Genomic DNA, 16,506 nt, shown 5'->3' on the forward strand with positions numbered 1-16,506 from the left:
CCTCTACATCGTTGTTGGCTTGACCCTGTTCATCTTCATTCCCGCCCTGCTCAGTCCTGATCAGCCTTCACCCGCTGGCCTCCTACTCCGCTCCCTCATGGTTGGCACTGCCCTCCTGGCCCTGATGGGCCTGCGGTATCCAGTCAAGATGATTCCTCTGCTTCTCTTTGAGCTGTTCTGGAAGTCCACCTGGCTGCTGGCCGTGGGCCTTCCCCGCATCTTGGCCGGTTCGCTGGACGAGGGGACCATCACCGATTTGATTGCCTGCCTGATGGGCGTCATTCTGGTGCCGCTCGCGTTGCCCTGGCGCTACGTGCTCCATCAGTACTGGAAGGCCCCCGGTGACCCCTGGAAGGCGCACGGTCCCGTCTCTTCCAAGACCTGACCGCTCTTCCCAGAGCAGAGGCCCGCCCACAGGCTAAAGGTGACGGCGGGCCTCAATACGTTTTGCTGGTACCAGCACATGGGCGCCTGTTGGTGGCTCCTGCACGGCAGCCCCGACAGCCTGTGGACGCCTATGGGCTCTCCTTCAGCCACTTTGGTCCCCTCTGCCCTTCACTGCTTCCGGCCTCGTGCCCCCGCCTTTACCTTCCCGTCAGACTGTGCTGCGCTCCGAAAGCCCACCGCTAGACTTTGCCCCATGAATGAACCGCTTCCGCTGGACCACGGTCACCTGCAACAACTCGTGACAGCGGACCTCGTGCGCCCCGACCACCTGCTGGGCGCGCACCCCACCTCCGAACATGGCGTGGACGGCGTGCGCTTTGGCGTGTGGGCGCCGAACGCGCACCATGTCAGTGTGGTGGGCGATTTTAACGGCTTCAACGGTTTTGACAACCCCCTGGAGCGCCTGGATTTCGGGTTCTGGGGCGGCTTTGTGCCCGCCGCGCGTCACGGCCAGCGCTATAAATTCCGCGTCACTGGTGGCGACGGCCGCACCGAGGACAAGATGGACCCCTACGGCACCTTTTTCGAGGTGCGCCCGGCCACCGCCAGCATCATCTGGAACCAGCCCTTTACCTGGACGGACGGCGATTGGATGAAAGGCCGCGACCCCGGCTTTGAGCGTCCAGTCAGCATCTACGAGGTGCATCTACCGTCGTGGGCGCGCCGGGACGACGGCTGGTTCATGAATTACCGCGACCTCGCGCACCGCCTGGGCGAGTACGTGGGGTACATGGGCTACACCCACGTCGAACTGCTGGGGGTCATGGAGCACCCCTTTGACGGCTCGTGGGGCTATCAGGTCACGGGGTACTACGCCCCCACCAGCCGCATGGGCAGCCCCGAGGACTTCAAGTATTTCGTCAATCACCTGCACTCGCTGGGCATCGGCGTCATTCTGGACTGGGTGCCGGGGCATTTTCCCACCGACAGCGCGGGCCTGGCCCATTTTGACGGCGGGCCTCTGTACGAATACGCCGACCCCAGACGGGGCTTTCACCAGGACTGGAACACCTACATCTTCGACTACGGGCGCAACGAGGTCGTGATGTTCCTGATCGGCTCGGCCCTCAAGTGGCTGCAGGACTTCCACATTGACGGTCTGCGGGTGGACGCCGTGGCCAGCATGCTGTACCTGGATTTCTCACGCACAGAGTGGGTGCCCAATATCCACGGCGGGCGCGAGAACTTGGAGGCCATCGCCTTTCTCAAGCGCCTCAACGAGGTTGTGCACCATATGGCGCCCGGCTGCATGATTGTCGCCGAGGAAAGCACCTCGTTTGCAGGCGTCACCACCCCCACCCCCTTTGGTCTGGGTTTTGACTACAAGTGGGCGATGGGCTGGATGAACGACAGCCTGCGCTATTTCGAGCAGGACCCCATCTGGCGCAGCCACCACCACCACGCGCTGACCTTTTTCAATGCTTACCGCACCAGCGAGAACTACGTGCTGGCCATCAGCCACGATGAGGTCGTGCACCTGAAAAAGAGCATGGTCGCCAAGATGCCGGGTGACTGGTACGCCCAGCGGGCCGGCTACCGCGCCTTTCTGGCCCTGATGTGGGCCACCCCCGGCAAGAAGTTGCTGTTCATGGGGCAGGAGTTTGCCCAGCCGACCGAGTGGAACCACGACGCCGGCCTGCCCTGGCATCTGGCCGACCACCCCGACCACCGGGGCGTGATGAATCTGGTGCGGCGCCTCAATGGGCTGTACCGCACCCGCAGCGACTGGCATGTGTCCGAGACCAAAGAAGAGGGGCTGCTGTGGGTCAGCGCAGATGATGTCGAGCAGAGCGTCTACGCTTTCGTGCGCCGCGACCACCAGAGCGGCGCCTGGAGTGTCGTGGTGGCCAACCTGACGCCCGTGTACCGCGAGGCGTATCCCACTGGTGTGCCTCAGGGCGGCGAGTACCGTCTGCTGCTGTCTACCGATGACGGCGAGTACGGCGGCTTTGGCACCCAGCAGCCGAACCTCAGTGCCAGTGACGAAGGCTGGCACGGTCAGACCCACCACCTGCGCCTGAACCTGCCGCCAAACAGTGTGTTGATCCTGGCGCCCATAGAAGCAACCGTGACGAGCGACGACCGCTAAGAGCGGCATAGCAGAGAGGAAGGCATCGGGGTCTGGGCCTGAGGTGGCCCTGTGCATTGGCCCTCAGTGGCCCGGACTGCTCCGAGAGGAGAGCTCAGGGCGGTCAGCAGAGGCAACAAGCGGGGCGCATTGGGCGTCCTGGCAACTGCCTTACGGAGCCTGGGACGGTGGCGGTAGAGGTCGGCGCATTCGCTCACTTCTCCGCGCGTGGCCTGGGCCTCTTCCTGTGGTCTCATGCGGGCATGACCCCTCCTGACCCTGCCCCCCGCCCGGCGCCAGATGGCCTGACCATCCTAAGTTTGGCGTTGCTGGCGTTGCTGGCCGCTTTGCTGCTGTGGCCGCTGCTGACTGGCGGCGCGCTGCCCAGCCCCGCCGTCGTGAGCGGGGTGCTGCTGGCCCGGTTGGGGGTCCAGGTGCTGCGGGCCCGCCACGATGAACGCCTGCGCCGCCCGGCCAGCTGGGCCATAGATTTGCTGCTGATTGCCCTGATTTTTGGTCAGATCAGCCGCCAACCCAGTTGAGGCGAGGGGACTCCTCGCTCGGCTTTGCCGCTGTGCAAGGGCAGTCGAAGACGGCGGTGTACTGCAAGAGCATTGCCACTCCAGACAAGGACAGTACAGAACGCTCTGTGCCTCACCTGTCCATCGAACCTCAGGAGCGTGGCCGCCTGATGGGATATTCTGCGGGGTTTTGAGCCTGGCGACTCTTCGCCTTGCCATATACCTGAGCCAGTAGGTCAGCTGTGCTGCTGGTGCTGACCCACAGCGGTTTGGCTTGAACTGATTGTCGCGGCCCAACGTCACGACGGGCTTAAGAGCCTGAAGGTCAGATGTGAGCATGGGCACAGTTGTCCAGCCCGTTCTAACCTCGCGTCAGGCTGGCGCGGGCACAATGGCGCGCGTGACCCTTGCCAGTCTGCTGGGGGCAGCTCGCCCCACGCACAGACTGCACAGGACCTATCAGCGCCTGCTGGGCGCCGAGGTGGCTGTGCAGATCGTGGCCGGCACCCGTGAGCAGGCCGAGCAGGCAGAACAGGACGCCCTGAACGAAATTGAACGCCTGAGCGCTGTCCTCAACCGTTTTGACCCCAGCAGCGAACTGCGGCGCTGGCTGTCCTGCCCCGGCGCCGAGCGTGTGCCCCTGAGCCTGGACCTGACGGCCGTCCTTCGCCTGACCGATCACTGGCGCCTGCAAAGCGGCGGGGCACTGCATCCCGGCGCCGACGCTTACGGTCCCCTCTGGGCGCAGGCTGTGCGCACCGGCCAGCTGCCTGCGCCAGGACAGTTGCAGCGCCTGGCCAGCGCTCTTCAGGCGGCGCCCTGGACCCTACATGCGGACGGCACGGCCACGCTGCACACCCAGGAGCCGCTTGGCCTGGACGCTCTGGCCAAAGGCTACATCGTGGACCGGGCCGCCGCAGTGGCCTCGCGGGGCAGTGGGGTGCGCAGCGTGATGGTGAACGCCGGGGGTGACCTGCGCGTCGTGGGCAAAGCGGCCCTGAAGGTGCTGGTGCCCGACCCCTTTACTGCCCGCGACGGCGCCCCACCTGCGGCGCAGGTGCGCCTGAAAGACTGTGCCCTGGCCACCAGTGGCAGCGCCCAGCGGGGCTATCAGGTCGGCGAGCAGTGGTATTCACACCTCTTTGACCCGCGCACCGGCTGGCCTGTGCAGGCGGTGCCCGGCGTGACGGTGACCGCTCCGGACTGTGCCACGGCCGACGCCCTGGCCACGGCGGTCAGTGTCATGGGCGTGCAGACGGGACTGGCCTGCGTGGACGCCCAGCCGGGCTGCGCCGCTCTGCTGGTCACCGCTGACGGCCAGCGGCACCCCAGCCGGGCTTGGAGGGGGCGTCTGCTGGCCCGCCGTTAGCCAGCTGGCCGCTCTGGCTGTGGGCCTCAGGGCTATCCTGCCGGGCATGAGCGCCCCGCACCCCCTGACCCCCGAACAGGTCACCGCCTTCTACGACGCCCACCGCACCGTTCGCCTGTACCGCACGCAGCCGGACGGCTCGCCGCTGCCCTTGCCTGAAGCCCACCTGGAGGCGATCCTGCACGCCGCGCAGCGCGCGCCTACCGACGCCACCGCGCAGCTGTATTCCCTGATTCGCCTGACCCGGCCCGAGGTGCGTGCGCAGGCAGCGGCCCTGACGAACAACGCCCACCTGGCCACCGCCAGCGAGGCGTTTGTGGTGTGTGCGGATGTCCGGCGCACGGCGAGGGTGCTGGAACTCAGTGGGCGCGCGGCGGGGCACTGGCCTGCTGTCGCGGTGCATTTTGGGCTCGGAGACGCCGTGATGGCGGGCACCAACCTGCTGACGGCCGCCGAACTGCTGGGCTACCAGGGCTGCTGGATTGGCGGGGTGCTGAACGGCCTGGATGGTCTGCTGGACCTCCTGAAATTGCCGCCTGGCGTGCTGCCCTTCGCGGCGCTGACCCTTGGCCTGCCTGCCGAGGCCCCGCCCCAGCGCCCACGGGTGCCCCGTCCTCTGGTGATTCACACCGACGAGTACCGCGACGCTACCCCTGAACAGCTGCAAGAAGCGGTGGCCGTGATGAATCCGATTGCGGCGCGCGGGGACAAGCCCGGCGACTGGGCGCGGCTGCTGGGGGCGTACTTTGGCGTGGGCGGCGGCATGGAAGGCCGAGAGCCGCATCTGGTGGCCGCCCTGAAACGCCAGGGGTTGTGGGCGGGTGGTGAGGAGGAAGGGACCCGGAGACCAGCGCAGCCAGAGCCAACAGGGGAGAACGCGGGCTGACGGGCAGTGTGTCTATAAACGGGTGGCTTCGTGAGGCCAGGGCGACAGAAGGTCACCCTCAGAGCCTCATGGCCGCGTGAGCAGAGCTTCTGCGTGATGGCTGGAGTGGTCTCTCGCACTCCTGGCGACGGAGACGGACCCCCGAGCGGTCAGATTCGTCCAAACCGCATAGCGGCGACTCGGTTCGCTCCGGGGCCGAGGACGCCTCTCCATACCGCCTACGCTACGGGCTCTTGCCGAGCCTCTCTCGTGTGCCTGAGAGACGGTTGAGGGTGACGACCCTTAGCCGCGCTGGGCTTCACCAGCAGAGAACGGCACTGCAAAAAAAGAGATCTAGCCTTCAGGTGTGGCGTTGGCGTGCAAGTTCTGGTTGATCTCCAGACGGCAGGCCAGGTCAGACACCCGCATGGGGCCTCCCCCTGGCCCGCCCCTACAATGGCCGCGTGAGCGCCCCGAAGCCTGCCCCCACCCTCGACCTGACCACCCTGGCCGCCCGCGCAGGTGAGGAAGCCCGGCCCAACCGCTCGGCGCCGCTGGTCGAGCCGATCTACCAGAGCACGGTGTACGCCTTCGCCGACTTGGACGACCTGGACCGCGCCATGAGCGGCGAGCAGCCTGCCAGTTTCTACTACCGCAACGGCACGCCCAACGCCGCCACCCTGGAACGCGCCCTGGCCGCACTGGAAGGCACCGAGGCGGCGCTGGTGGCGGGCAGCGGCATGGCGGCCATCAGCGCGGCGCTGCTGGGGGTGCTCCGGGCTGGGGACCACGTGATTACCGACGCCCGCGTGTACGGCGTGACCTACGCCCTGCTGGCCGAGGAATTCCCACGGCTGGGCATCGAGGTGTCGTTTGTAGACGCCTGCAACCATGAGGAGGTCGCGGCCGCCTTCCGAGAAACCACGCGCGTGCTTCACGTCGAGAGCCTGACCAATCCCCTGATGACGGTGCCCGATCTGCCGGCCCTGGCCGCGCTGGCCCATGAACACGGCGCTCTACTGAGCGTGGACAACACCTTTGCCAGTCCCGCCATGCTGCGCCCTGCTGAACACGGCGCCGACCTGGTGACGCATTCGGTGAGCAAGTACCTCAGTGGGCACAGCGCGGCGTTTGGGGGCGTCGTATGTGGCCGCGCCGACCTGGTGGCCCTGGCGCGCACCCGCCTGCTGCGCCTGGGCGGCACCATGAGCGCCTTTGACGCCTGGATGACCCTGCAAGGTCTGAAGACCCTGGGCCTGCGCATGCGCGCCCACAGCGGCAACGCGCAGGCGGTAGCCGATGTGCTGGTCAACCATCCGCGCGTGAAGGCGGTGTACCACCCAGGCCTCAGCGACCATCCGCAGTTCCATCTGGCAATGGACCTGTTCCCAAACGGCTTCGGCGGCATGCTGAGCGCGGAGATTGAGGACGCGCCCGGCTTCGTCAAGGCGCTGGCGGGCCGCATTCCGCTGGCCCCCTCCCTGGCGGATGTCGTGACCACGCTGTCGTGGCCATGGGGCACCTCTCACCGCCCGCTGCCCGAGCCCGAACGCCGCCGCCTGGGCATCACGCCGGGCCTGCTGCGCCTGAGCATCGGCATTGAGGACATCGGTGACCTGCTGGGCGAATTTGAAGCGGCGCTGGAGGAGTAAGCACAGAGAAGAGGCCCGGACCAAGAGTGTCCGGGCCTCCTTCTTGTGATTCGCCTTACGCCAGCGCTTTAATCACGGCGTTGGTGAATTCGTCGGTGCCGGCGGTGCCGCCCAGATCGCGGGTGCGGGGGCCTTCGGTCAGGACCTTGTTCACGGCGGTGTCGATACGGCGGGCCGTCTCGTGGTCGCCCAGGTGGTCCAGCATCAGCACGGCGGCCAGGATGGTGGCGGTGGGGTTGCTGACGCCCTGCCCGGCGATGTCCGGCGCGCTGCCGTGAACGCTTTCAAAGATGCCGAACTGGTCGCCCACGTTCCCGCTGGCGGCGATGCCCAGCCCGCCTACCAGCCCGGCGGCCAGGTCCGACAGGATGTCACCGAACATGTTGGTCATGACCATCACGTCAAACTGCTGGGGGTTGCGCACCAGCTGCATGGCGGCGTTGTCCACGATCATGGTGCTCGTGTTCAGGCCGTCCACCGTGGCGGCGTGGTCCAGAATCGTGTTCAGGAACAGGCCCTGCGTGACGGGCAGCACGTTGGCCTTGTGGACCACCGTCAGGCGCCTCCCACGCTTCATGGCGAGGTTGGCGGCAAACTGGCCGATGCGCAGGCTGGCGTCCTTGGTAATCACCGTGTCGGCAATGGCGGTGTCGCCGTAGCGGCGCTCCTGCTCGACGTACAGGCCCTGGGTGTTTTCCCGGACGATGACCAGGTCCACGTTTTCGTAGGCGCCGGGCACGGGGCGGGTTCTGGTGGGGCGCACGTTGGCGTACAGCCCGTACTTCTGGCGCAGGTGGCGAATGGCACCGAAAAAGCCGGCGGGTTTCTCGCCACTGGGGCTGGTGGCTGCGCCGAAGAGGGTCGCGTGCGTGTTTTCCACGGCGTCGTAGGTGGCCTGGGGCACGCTGGTGCCGTGGTCGAGGTAGTACTCGTAGCCGGCTTCGGCGTCGATGTACTCGGCGCTGAAGCCAGCGGCGTCCAGCACACGGCGGGCGGCCGGAATGACCTCGTGGCCGATGCCGTCGCCTTCAATCAAGCAGATGCGGTAAGTCGCCATAACCTGAGCAGTGTAAGCCAGGAAGGTGAAGCGCTTCACCTGTTTCTTAAGGTGTGCGGCGTTACCCGGCGCGTGACGCGAGCAGCTGAGCCGCCAGGTCTTGGGCCAGCAGCGGCCCCAGCAAGAAGCCCTTGCTGCCCAGCCCCGTCAGCCGCCAGGTGCCGTCCGGCTGCTGTCCCGTGGTCAGCCCCGAGAGCCGCGAGCCGGTCCAGCGGCCGGTCACCTGCGCCCCTCTCAGGTCTGTCAGCCGCAGGCCCTTGCCCAGCAGCCAGCCCAGAGAGGAGAGGGGCAGCGCCTCAGGGTGCCAGGTGGGGGCGGGCGTCTCAAATGTGGCGCCCAGGACGCCCCCTTCCCTGGCCGGAGCCAGGTAAGCCCCGAAACTCACGGGGGTCTGCGTGACCGCGCGGTCCAGCGTCAGCAGCGTGCCCATGCGGTGTGTGGCCGCCTCGCCCGCCCAGGCCACGCCCGCCGAGCCCCCGCAGAACACCACCGCGTCGGCCTTCAGCCGGCCGGCCCTGGGGCAGTGAATCTCCTGAGCGTTCCATCCTGACGCCCTGTCCTGCACGACCCGCGCGCCACTGGCTGCCAGCAGCGCCGCCGTCAAGGCCCGGCCGTCCAGCCAGCCGCCGTCTGGTAGAGACAGCACATGCGCCCAGCCAGGGGCCAGAGGTTGCGGCGAATCTTCCGGGCGGAACCAGGCGCGGGCCAGGTCGGGCGGCAGGTTCCGTTCAAAGCGGGCGCGCGCCTTATCGTCTGGCACCGGGCGCAAGACGCCGCTTTGGCCGTGCGGCACGGCAAAGCCCTGTGCCTCCAAGTCCCGCACCAGCCCCCAGGTAAAGCCCATGCCTGCCAGCGCCTGCGGGTCCACGCCGCCTGATTGCCCCCGCACCGGGTTGACCAGCGCGCTGGGCACCTGGCTGGCTGTGTGGGCGCCCGCATCCACCACCGTCACGCTGGCCCCACCCCGCGCCAGACAGTAGGCGGCCGACGCCCCGGCGATACCGGCCCCAATGACGGCAATGTTCAAGGCGTTGTGTCTCCTGCGGCCCGCACCTCATGACCCGCCGCCTGGATGGCCCGCAAGCACTCCCGCTTGCCGGGCGCGCCTGGGTGCCGTTCGACCCGCAGGCCCGCCGCTGTTAGCGCCCGGCGCACATGCCCGGCCGCGCTGTAGGTGCCCAGCACGCCGCCAGGGGCCAGCGTGCCCGCCAGCCGCGTCACGAAGTCGGGGGTCCAGACCTCTGGATTGCGCGACGGCGAAAAGCCGTCCAGATACAGGGCGGTGGCCCACCCCGGCGGCAGGTCGGCGCTCAGGACATCGGCAAAAGTCACCGTGGCCCGAATGCCCGCCGCCTCAACCTCCAGTTCACCGCGTCCGCCCTCCTCTGGCCAGGCGGCCAGCAGCGCCGCCCAGACGGGGTGGTCGGCGCCCTGGCCGTCTTCCCCGGCCACCGCCCGCAGTACCGCCCGCGGGGCAGGGTCAAATTCGTAGGCGCGGTAGTGCAGCGGCGCGCCCCTGGCCGCCGCGTCGGCAACCGTCGCCCGGAAATTGACGCCCAGCCCGAAGCCCACCTCCAGCACGCGGGGGGCCGGATGGTCATGCGTGCCGGTGCCTTCCACAAAGACATGCCGCGCCTGGGCCGCCGCGCCGTGCCGGGACCCGTAGGCCTCGCCGTAGCGGGCGCTGTGGGCGGTGCGCGAGCCGTCTGGGGTCAGCAGCACAGCAAAGGCGGGCGTCTCGTCGCGGGTCATAGAGGCCAGGATAGGGGGTGTGGGGGCGGCGTCCCCCCAGCTGTCCGGGCGCGGCCGCCATACTGCGCCCATGAGCCTCCCCCTGAACGTCATCATCGGCGCTGGAAGTCAGGCCTGGCCCGGTTGGCTCCCCACGCAACGAGACCAGCTCGACCTCAACAACCGCGCGAGCTTTGAACACTATTTCGGTGATCGCCGCGCCGATGCGTTTCTGTGTGAGCATGTCTGGGAGCACCTCACACTCGAACAGGGGCAAGCGGCCGCGCAGCTCTGTTTCGACTTTCTCAAACCAGGCGGCTTCCTCCGCTGCGCCGTTCCTGACGCGAATTTTCCAGATGAGGTGTATCAACGCACCGTGCAGGTCGGTGGCCCTGGCCCAGCCGATCACCCCGCCGCCGATCACCAGATCGTGTATGACGCCTGCCAGTTCAGGGCCGTATTTGAGGGCGCGGGCTTTGAGGTGGAGCTGCTGGAATACTGCGATGCGCAGGGCCGCTTTCATTATCACGGCTGGGACGTTACGGCGGGGCCGATCTACCGCTCACTGATGCTTGACCACCGCAACCGTGATGGCAAGTTGGGCTGTGTCTCCATCATCCTGGATGCCAGAAAACCCGAAGAGGCGTGACTTGACTGCCTGTGTAGCGCAGGCCATTCAGTTGCACAGCAGGCAGCAGAGGGGCCAGCGGGCCGGAAGTGTTCACGGCGCCTGGCCTTCCTGCTCCCCCCAGGCATCCCCACCTCAAAAAGGCTTACACTCCCTTGACTCACTGTCTGTCCGCTGCGGCGTGCGTTGATCGGCTTCTCCGGTGGCCCCCGGCGCCCTTGCCGGGAAAGGTCCGGTGTTTCGTGCCCATTCGCGTTGTCAGTCTTGCCGCGCACAGCGGCGCCGGAAAAACCACGCTGGCCGAGGCCTTGCTGCACCGCAGCGGGGCCATTTCGCGCCCAGGCCGCGTGGAGGACGGCACCACCCACAGCGACCACACAGACGCCGAAAAGGCCCACGGGTTTTCCATTCAGACGAGTGTGCTGCGCCTGCCCCACGCCGGAACCGACCTCACGGTGCTGGACACGCCGGGTTACGCGGACTTTGTACGCGAGATTCGGGGCGGGATTCGCGCCGCCGACTCGGCCCTGGTGCTGGTGAGTGCCGTGGGCGGCGTAGAGGTCGGCACCGAGCGCGTGTGGGCCACCGCCGACCGCTTTGCCATGCCGCGCCTCGTGGCCGTGAACAAGATGGACCGCGACCGCGCCGACTTCTACGCGGTGCTGGCTGACCTGAAAGCCAGTCTGCCGGGGCCGGTGGCCGCCGCTTGGGTGCCGCTGGGTCAGGGGGCCGACTTCCGGGGGGTGGTAAACGTCCTGACCGGCGAGGCCAGCCCGCCCCAGGATGTGCCCCCCACCGTGCAGGCCGAGGTGCGCGCCGCTCGGGAGGCCCTGACCGACGCCATTGTCGAAACTGACGACGACCTGATGACCCGCTACCTGGACGGTGAAGAGGTGGGCACGGGGGAATTGCAGGCCGCCTTGACCCGTGCGGTGCATGCGGGCACCCTCTACCCGGTGCTGCCTGTCAGTGCCGTGACCGGGGTGGGGCTGGACAGCCTGCTGGACCTGCTGGTCACAGGGTTGCGCTCGGCGCAGGAGCGTGGCCCGCTGACAGGGGTGGACGGCCAGACGCGGGAGCCTTCTCCAGACGCGCCGTTCAGTGCGCGCGTGTGGCGGGTGTCGGTGGACCCCTTTGTGGGCAAGCTGGCCTACGTGCGGGTCTGGAGCGGCACCCTGCGCCCCGGCGACACGGTGCAGAACACCACCCAGGGCGCCGAAGTGCGGGTGGCCCACCTGTATATCCCCAGTGGCAAGGACCTGACCGAGGTGGCCGAGTTGCCGGCGGGCAGCATCGGCGTGCTGACCAAACTGCCGGACCTGCATGCCGGCGACACCCTGGCCGACCCGGCGCAGCCTGTGCAGTATGACCCCCTGTGGCTGCCGGACCCTGCGCATACAGTGGCCATTCACCCGACGGCGCGCGCCGACGAGGACAAGCTGGGGGCCGCCCTGGCCCGACTGCGCGAGGAAGACCCCACCCTGCACTCCACGCGGGAGCCGCAGACGGGCGAACAGTTGCTGTCAGGCATGGGCGACATGCACCTGGGCATTGCGGTCGAGAAGCTCTCGGCCCTGGGGGTCAACGTGACCACCAGCGCGCCGCGCATTCCGTACCGCGAGACCATTCACGCCCGCAGCGAGGCCCAGGGCAAGCACCGCAAGCAGAGTGGCGGGCACGGTCAGTATGGAGACTGCCGCCTGCGCATCGAACCCGGCGACGGCTTTGGCTTTCGCAGCGCGGTGGTGGGGGGCGCCATTCCGGGCAAGTACCTGCCCAGCATCGAAAAAGGTGTGCAGGACGCCATGCAAAAAGGCTCGTTGGCCGGCTACCCGCTGCAGGACTTGCACGTGACGGTGCTGGACGGTAGCTATCACGACGTAGACAGCAGCGACATTGCCTTTCGCACGGCGGGCAGCCTGGCCCTGAAAAACGCTCTGGAAGGCGCCCGGCCAGGGCTGTTAGAGCCGGTGGTGCAGTTGAGGGTAAGGGCGCCCGCCAGTTTTACCGGCGACTTGATCAGCGACCTGCAAACCCGGCGCGCGCGTGTGCAGGGCATGGACACCAGCGGCACAGTCATGACGGTGACTGCCACCGTGCCCCAGGCCGAGCTGCAAAACTACAGCGCCGACCTGCGTTCGCTGACCGGCGACCGGGGGGCGTTCAGCGTGAAACCCCACGGCTATCAGCCGGTGCCGGACCACATTGCCAAGAAAATTATTGAGGAGCGGAAAGGGGAGCTGGCGGGAGCATGATCGTCTGGAAGCGGTTATTGGCTCGCAGGGGAGGATGTGAGGAGCGTTCATAGACAGGGGTTGAGGTAAGTCTGCGGGGATGTTCCTCTTTCAATGCAGCAGAACACCGCTGTGATGGAGCCTAAACTGGACGACTGCTGAAACAGCCCTTCAGCTGCTAGACCAGCACACAGGACTGTCTTGAACGTCCCCCCAGGTCGCTCGGTTGAGGCTTACCCCAAGTCAAAACCCGCCACTGGGGCGGGTCTGGTGGGTGTGCGCTGGGCGTCAGGCCGTGCCCAGACCGGTGCCAGCACCTTGCAGGGCCTCGGCCAGTGCCTGCAACTGCTCGCCGGTCTTGCCTTCCACGTGGGCTGCGGCGCGGGCAGTGGACTCGCCCAGCTTGGTCAGCAGCTCGGCAATCTTCTCGCCGTCGGGAGCGTCACTTTCCAGCTGGCGGCGCAGCGCACCCAGGTCGGCGTGAATGGTCTTGGCGCCGCGCCAATCGGCGTCTTCCAGGCCGGTTTCCCAGCGTTCAATGGCCTGCACGCCCTTGGCGGGGTCCAGGTCGGTCAGGTTGCCTTGCAAAACGTCGAGGGTCGGGGCAATTCGCGTGGGCATGGGGAAACCTCCTCAAAGGGAACAGTCAGCCGGGGCACTTCCCTGGCGGCACGCTGGACACCATGCCGCAGCCTCTGGCGGGCGGAGTGTACGCCCCGGCCCTTTGTGCCAGTTCCATGAAGCGTTCCGTGACCGGGCTCCGTACACTGGCCCCATGACCCCCGCCCTGATTCTGGTCAACGGCGCCTCCAGCGCGGGCAAGAGCACCCTCTGCCGGGCGCTGCGTGACGCCTTGCCCGGCGCTTTTTTGCACTTCAGCCTGGATTTTTTTATGTTCGACGCCCAGGTGCTGCCCCGCACCCCCGAAGGCCGCCTGCGCGACTGGGCCACGCTGCGGCCCAGGGTCTTTGAAGGGTTCCACCGCTGCCTGCCGGCCCTGCTGACCGCCGGCAACGACCTTGTGGTGGACTACATCATCGAGACGCCCGAGATGTGGGCGGAATTCTGCACCCAGCTGGCGGAGTTTGATGTGTTTCTGGTCGGGGTGCAGTGCTCAGTTGAGGAACTTGAGCGGCGAGAAATCGCGCGCGGCGACCGGGGTCTGGGGGACGCCCGGCGCGATGCCGAAACCGTTCATACCTTTACGGCCTACGACTTGACCCTGGACTGCACGATCCCACTGGCGCAGAACGTGGCGCGCGTTAGCCAGGCGTGGCAGGACAGAGAGGCGGGCGCCTCCAGAGCTTTCCCAGGAAGGCGCCCGCCCAGCCCGTCCTCTTAAATCAGGCTCAGCTGCTCGCCACCGGCGAGGTGGGCCAGGTGCTCGGGCAGGCTGCCCGGCTTGTCCATCACAATCTGCTCGGCCTTGTAGCTGCTGCGAACCAGCGGCCCCGACACGACTTCCAGGAAGCCCAGGCTCATGGCCTCGTCGCGGATTTCGTCAAATTCGGCGGGCGACACGTAGCGCTCGACAGGCAGGTGATGCATGGTGGGGCGCAGGTACTGTCCAAAGGTCAGCACGTCCACGCCCGCTGCGCGGCAGTCGCGCATGGTCTCGCGCAGTTCCTCACGGGTTTCGCCCAGGCCCAGCATGATGCTGGTTTTGGTAATCACGTCGGGGCGGGCCTGCTTGGCATGGGCCAGCACCTGCAGGGTCTGGTCATAGCTGGCGCGGCGGTCACGCACCGGGTGGGTCAGGCGGCGCACGGTCTCCAGGTTCTGGGCATAGGTGTCCACACCGCTCTCCAGCACCAAGTCCACGCAGTGGGGGTTACCGCCAAAGTCGGGCGTCAGGGCCTCCACGCGGGTTTCGGGGTTGACCTTCTTGATGGCCGCCACCGTCTTGGCAAAGTGGTAGGCGCCGCCGTCGGGCAGGTCGTCGCGGTCCACGCTGGTCAGCACGACGTACTTCAGACCCATCAGCTGCACGCTCTCGGCCACGGCTCTGGGCTCGTCCAGGTCCAGCTTGCCCATCGGGTTGCCGGTGTCCACCGCGCAGAAGCGGCAGGCGCGCGTGCAGATGTGGCCCATCAGCATAAAGGTGGCGGTGCCCCGGCTCCAGCACTCGCCGATGTTGGGGCACATCGCTTCCTCGCACACGGTGTGCAGGCGGTGCTCTTTGACGATCTTGCGCACCTCGGTGAAGACTTGCCCGGTCGGGATGGTCACTTTCAGCCACTCGGGCTTCTTGTCACGTACCGGCACGCTGTCTTTGCGGTAGATGCCGTTCTTGATGAACTTGGGTTCTTTGTCGGTGTGGGTCATGGTGGGTCTCAGCTCCCTGCGGCGGCGTAAACGGGCCGCGTCCAGTCATAGGTGGCAAAGGTGGTTTGGAAAGCGCGTTGCAAGGCGGCTTTGGCCTCGGCAACGCTGGGTGTTCGGTTCAGGCCGCGCTGCTCGTACTCGCGCTGCACGCTGGTCATGTGGGTCTGGTGCAGCCCACACGGCACGATCAGGTCAAAATGAGCCAGGTTGGTGGTGACATTCAGCGCCAGGCCGTGCAGGGCCACATGCCGCTGCACCGCCACGCCAAACGAGGCGATTTTCTGCTCGTAACTCAGGCCGTTGACCTCGCGCGGATTCACGTACACACCCGCGTAGCCGGGGTTGGGCCGGGCATCGGGCAGCCCAAGGTCATGCAGGGCGGCGATGGTCGCGTTTTCCAGCAGGCGCAGAAAATCAGCCACTTTGCGCCCCACTGGAAAGATGGCGTAAGCCACCAACTGGCCGGGACCGTGGTAGGTCACGTCGCCCCCGCGCTCGATCTCCAGCACCTCAATGCCCTGCGCGCTCAGATACTCGCGCGTCACGATGATATTGCTGCCCTCTTTCGCCTTGCGGCCCAGCGTCAGCACCGGCGGATGTTCCACCAGCAGCAGGGTGGGCGGGGACTCGCCCGCCACCACCTGGGCATGCCGCGTCTTCTGAAGGTCCCAGGCCTCCCGGTACCCCATCACCCCGAGGTCAAGAATGTCGAAAGCCGACTCGCTCATGCCGCTTATGGTACGCCGGGGCCAGCGAAATTCACCGTGCGCCAGGCGGCGGTTCGGGTAGCATCAACCACTGGTGGTGGTGAATCCAGCGCCCTGTGCTGGTCGCGCCCGTCCGGACTGTGGGGACATGGGCGGTGGGCGGCGCCAGAGGACCAGAAGGCGCCCTGCGGCCTGAGCCTTTACCCTGGGCCATGCCGCAACTTGTGAAACCCGACGCCCGTTACCAGACCAGCTTTCTGGAGGCCGTGCGAGAAGCGCAGGCGGATGGCAGCGGCCTTCCCGACACGATGGGGTTTGACGTGCCGGCTATTGCCGCCGACTTTCCTACCTTCCTGAGCAGTCTGCGCCGTTATGAACCCGGCAACGAGCTGCCCGAGGGGTTCGTTAATTCTGAATACCTGTGGCTGGTGGAGGGCGACACCTATCTGGGGCGCGTCAGTATCCGCCACACCCTGAATGAGCGGCTGCGCGAGTTCGGTGGTCATATCGGCTACGAAATCCGGCCCACCGCCCGCCGCCGGGGGCACGCCACCCTGGCCCTGCGTCTCGCGCTGGCCCGCGCCCACGACCTCGGCATTGAACGTGCCCTGGTCACCTGCGATGTGGAGAACATCGGCTCCCGCGCGGTGATTGAGGCCAACGGCGGCGAGCTGGAAGGCGAGTTCACCGTGCCTGACCACGACCGGCCCCTGCGGCGTTACTGGGTGCCCACCGCCTAAGACGGAGTGCGTCCGTTGCTCTGACAAGGCAGAAGGGCACGCCAACTCCACGCCCGTCAGCCCGCGTCTGCTCGCTCTTCTAGGAAGCTGCTCAAATCCGCTCAAATTTCACCGTTTTGGCAAACGATAGGGCCGGAGTTTGTCTGAGGCCCCTTGCCCGGT

16 protein-coding genes are annotated in these 16,506 nt (G+C 67.0%); 10 read left to right on the forward strand and 6 right to left on the reverse strand.

All coding sequences use genetic code 11. The annotated features are described in order from the left end of the window. The first annotated feature begins 97 nt into the window (after positions 1-97). The 6 genes from GO986_RS01570 (at position 98) to GO986_RS01595 (ending at position 6,922) form a co-directional block, all read left to right on the forward strand. Complete coding sequence (locus GO986_RS01570; RefSeq protein WP_157457480.1) at positions 98-385, forward strand: hypothetical protein; 288 nt, start codon at positions 98-100, stop codon at positions 383-385. A 255-nt stretch (positions 386-640) separates the two neighbouring features. Further along, the gene (locus GO986_RS01575) at positions 641-2,536 is read left to right on the forward strand and encodes a 1,4-alpha-glucan branching enzyme (protein WP_157457481.1); all 1,896 of its coding nucleotides are present in this window, start codon (positions 641-643) and stop codon (positions 2,534-2,536) included. 242 nt (positions 2,537-2,778) lie between these two features. Continuing rightward, on the forward strand, positions 2,779-3,057 hold the full coding sequence (locus GO986_RS01580) for a hypothetical protein (protein ID WP_157457482.1): 279 nt from the start codon (positions 2,779-2,781) through the stop codon (positions 3,055-3,057). A 370-nt stretch (positions 3,058-3,427) separates the two neighbouring features. Then, positions 3,428-4,405, forward strand: a complete 978-nt coding sequence (locus tag GO986_RS01585) for an FAD:protein FMN transferase (RefSeq protein ID WP_157457682.1) — start codon at positions 3,428-3,430, stop codon at positions 4,403-4,405. Between the two features lie 46 nt (positions 4,406-4,451). Next, on the forward strand, positions 4,452-5,291 hold the full coding sequence (locus GO986_RS01590) for a nitroreductase family protein (protein WP_157457483.1): 840 nt from the start codon (positions 4,452-4,454) through the stop codon (positions 5,289-5,291). 443 nt (positions 5,292-5,734) lie between these two features. Continuing rightward, positions 5,735-6,922 (forward strand): trans-sulfuration enzyme family protein, encoded by a 1,188-nt coding sequence (locus GO986_RS01595; protein WP_369409077.1) that lies wholly within the window; start codon positions 5,735-5,737, stop codon positions 6,920-6,922. A gap of 55 nt (positions 6,923-6,977) precedes the next feature. On the opposite strand, the gene GO986_RS01600 is transcribed toward GO986_RS01595, so the two are convergent. The 3 genes from GO986_RS01600 to mnmC2 form a co-directional block, all read right to left on the reverse strand. Then, positions 6,978-7,979: an isocitrate/isopropylmalate dehydrogenase family protein gene (locus GO986_RS01600; RefSeq protein WP_157457485.1), complete on the reverse strand. Its 1,002-nt coding sequence runs from the start codon at positions 7,977-7,979 to the stop codon at positions 6,978-6,980. A 61-nt stretch (positions 7,980-8,040) separates the two neighbouring features. Beyond that, on the reverse strand, positions 8,041-9,006 hold the full coding sequence (locus GO986_RS01605; RefSeq protein WP_157457486.1) for an FAD-dependent oxidoreductase: 966 nt from the start codon (positions 9,004-9,006) through the stop codon (positions 8,041-8,043). Beyond that, positions 9,003-9,731, reverse strand: coding sequence for a tRNA (5-methylaminomethyl-2-thiouridine)(34)-methyltransferase MnmC2 (mnmC2, locus tag GO986_RS01610; RefSeq protein ID WP_157457487.1), 729 nt, complete (start codon positions 9,729-9,731; stop codon positions 9,003-9,005). Before mnmC2 ends, GO986_RS01605 begins: the two co-directional genes overlap by 4 nt. 70 nt (positions 9,732-9,801) lie before the next feature. Here mnmC2 and GO986_RS01615 point away from each other — a divergent pair, with 70 nt between their 5' ends. Together GO986_RS01615 and GO986_RS01620 are read left to right on the forward strand one after the other, a co-directional pair. Then, positions 9,802-10,359, forward strand: coding sequence for a class I SAM-dependent methyltransferase (locus GO986_RS01615; RefSeq protein ID WP_157457488.1), 558 nt, complete (start codon positions 9,802-9,804; stop codon positions 10,357-10,359). 221 nt (positions 10,360-10,580) lie between these two features. Beyond that, entirely contained in the window at positions 10,581-12,593 is a 2,013-nt protein-coding gene (locus tag GO986_RS01620) for an elongation factor G (protein WP_369409078.1), read from the forward strand. Between the two features lie 267 nt (positions 12,594-12,860). On the opposite strand, the gene GO986_RS01625 is transcribed toward GO986_RS01620, so the two are convergent. Then, positions 12,861-13,193, reverse strand: a complete 333-nt coding sequence (locus GO986_RS01625; RefSeq protein WP_157457490.1) for a hypothetical protein — start codon at positions 13,191-13,193, stop codon at positions 12,861-12,863. 154 nt (positions 13,194-13,347) lie between these two features. On the opposite strand from GO986_RS01625, the gene GO986_RS01630 reads away from it, so the two are divergent. Continuing rightward, a complete protein-coding gene (locus GO986_RS01630; RefSeq protein ID WP_157457491.1) occupies positions 13,348-13,914 on the forward strand; it encodes a chloramphenicol phosphotransferase CPT family protein in 567 nt (188 codons plus the stop codon). On the opposite strand, the gene lipA is transcribed toward GO986_RS01630, so the two are convergent. Together lipA and lipB are read right to left on the reverse strand one after the other, a co-directional pair. Further along, positions 13,911-14,897, reverse strand: coding sequence for a lipoyl synthase (gene lipA / locus GO986_RS01635; protein WP_157457492.1), 987 nt, complete (start codon positions 14,895-14,897; stop codon positions 13,911-13,913). The genes GO986_RS01630 and lipA overlap by 4 nt on opposite strands. A gap of 8 nt (positions 14,898-14,905) precedes the next feature. Further along, positions 14,906-15,625 carry a lipoyl(octanoyl) transferase LipB gene (lipB, locus tag GO986_RS01640; RefSeq protein WP_157457493.1) on the reverse strand — a complete coding sequence of 240 codons (720 nt, stop codon included), beginning with the start codon at positions 15,623-15,625 and terminating at the stop codon, positions 14,906-14,908. Between the two features lie 191 nt (positions 15,626-15,816). Between lipB and GO986_RS01645 the strand changes: the two genes are divergently transcribed. Beyond that, positions 15,817-16,344, forward strand: coding sequence for a GNAT family N-acetyltransferase (locus GO986_RS01645; protein WP_157457494.1), 528 nt, complete (start codon positions 15,817-15,819; stop codon positions 16,342-16,344). Positions 16,345-16,506: the final 162 nt, after the last annotated feature.

It is taken from the genome of Deinococcus arboris (genome assembly GCF_009755355.1).
GTDB lineage: Bacteria > Deinococcota > Deinococci > Deinococcales > Deinococcaceae > Deinococcus > Deinococcus betulae.

Excerpts from the sequence above, each read along its gene's own strand:
- GO986_RS01570 (WP_157457480.1), top strand. The coding sequence starts at position 98 with ATGGTTGGCACTGCCCTCCTGGCCCTGATGGGCCTGCGGTATCCAGTC.
- GO986_RS01575 (WP_157457481.1), top strand. The coding sequence starts at position 641 with ATGAATGAACCGCTTCCGCTGGACCACGGTCACCTGCAACAACTCGTG.
- GO986_RS01580 (WP_157457482.1), top strand. The coding sequence starts at position 2,779 with ATGACCCCTCCTGACCCTGCCCCCCGCCCGGCGCCAGATGGCCTGACC.
- GO986_RS01585 (WP_157457682.1), top strand. The coding sequence starts at position 3,428 with ATGGCGCGCGTGACCCTTGCCAGTCTGCTGGGGGCAGCTCGCCCCACG.
- GO986_RS01590 (WP_157457483.1), top strand. The coding sequence starts at position 4,452 with ATGAGCGCCCCGCACCCCCTGACCCCCGAACAGGTCACCGCCTTCTAC.
- GO986_RS01600 (WP_157457485.1), bottom strand. The coding sequence starts at position 7,979 with ATGGCGACTTACCGCATCTGCTTGATTGAAGGCGACGGCATCGGCCAC.
- mnmC2 (WP_157457487.1), bottom strand. The coding sequence starts at position 9,731 with ATGACCCGCGACGAGACGCCCGCCTTTGCTGTGCTGCTGACCCCAGAC.
- GO986_RS01615 (WP_157457488.1), top strand. The coding sequence starts at position 9,802 with ATGAGCCTCCCCCTGAACGTCATCATCGGCGCTGGAAGTCAGGCCTGG.
- GO986_RS01625 (WP_157457490.1), bottom strand. The coding sequence starts at position 13,193 with ATGCCCACGCGAATTGCCCCGACCCTCGACGTTTTGCAAGGCAACCTG.
- GO986_RS01630 (WP_157457491.1), top strand. The coding sequence starts at position 13,348 with ATGACCCCCGCCCTGATTCTGGTCAACGGCGCCTCCAGCGCGGGCAAG.
- lipA (WP_157457492.1), bottom strand. The coding sequence starts at position 14,897 with ATGACCCACACCGACAAAGAACCCAAGTTCATCAAGAACGGCATCTAC.
- lipB (WP_157457493.1), bottom strand. The coding sequence starts at position 15,625 with ATGAGCGAGTCGGCTTTCGACATTCTTGACCTCGGGGTGATGGGGTAC.
- GO986_RS01645 (WP_157457494.1), top strand. The coding sequence starts at position 15,817 with ATGCCGCAACTTGTGAAACCCGACGCCCGTTACCAGACCAGCTTTCTG.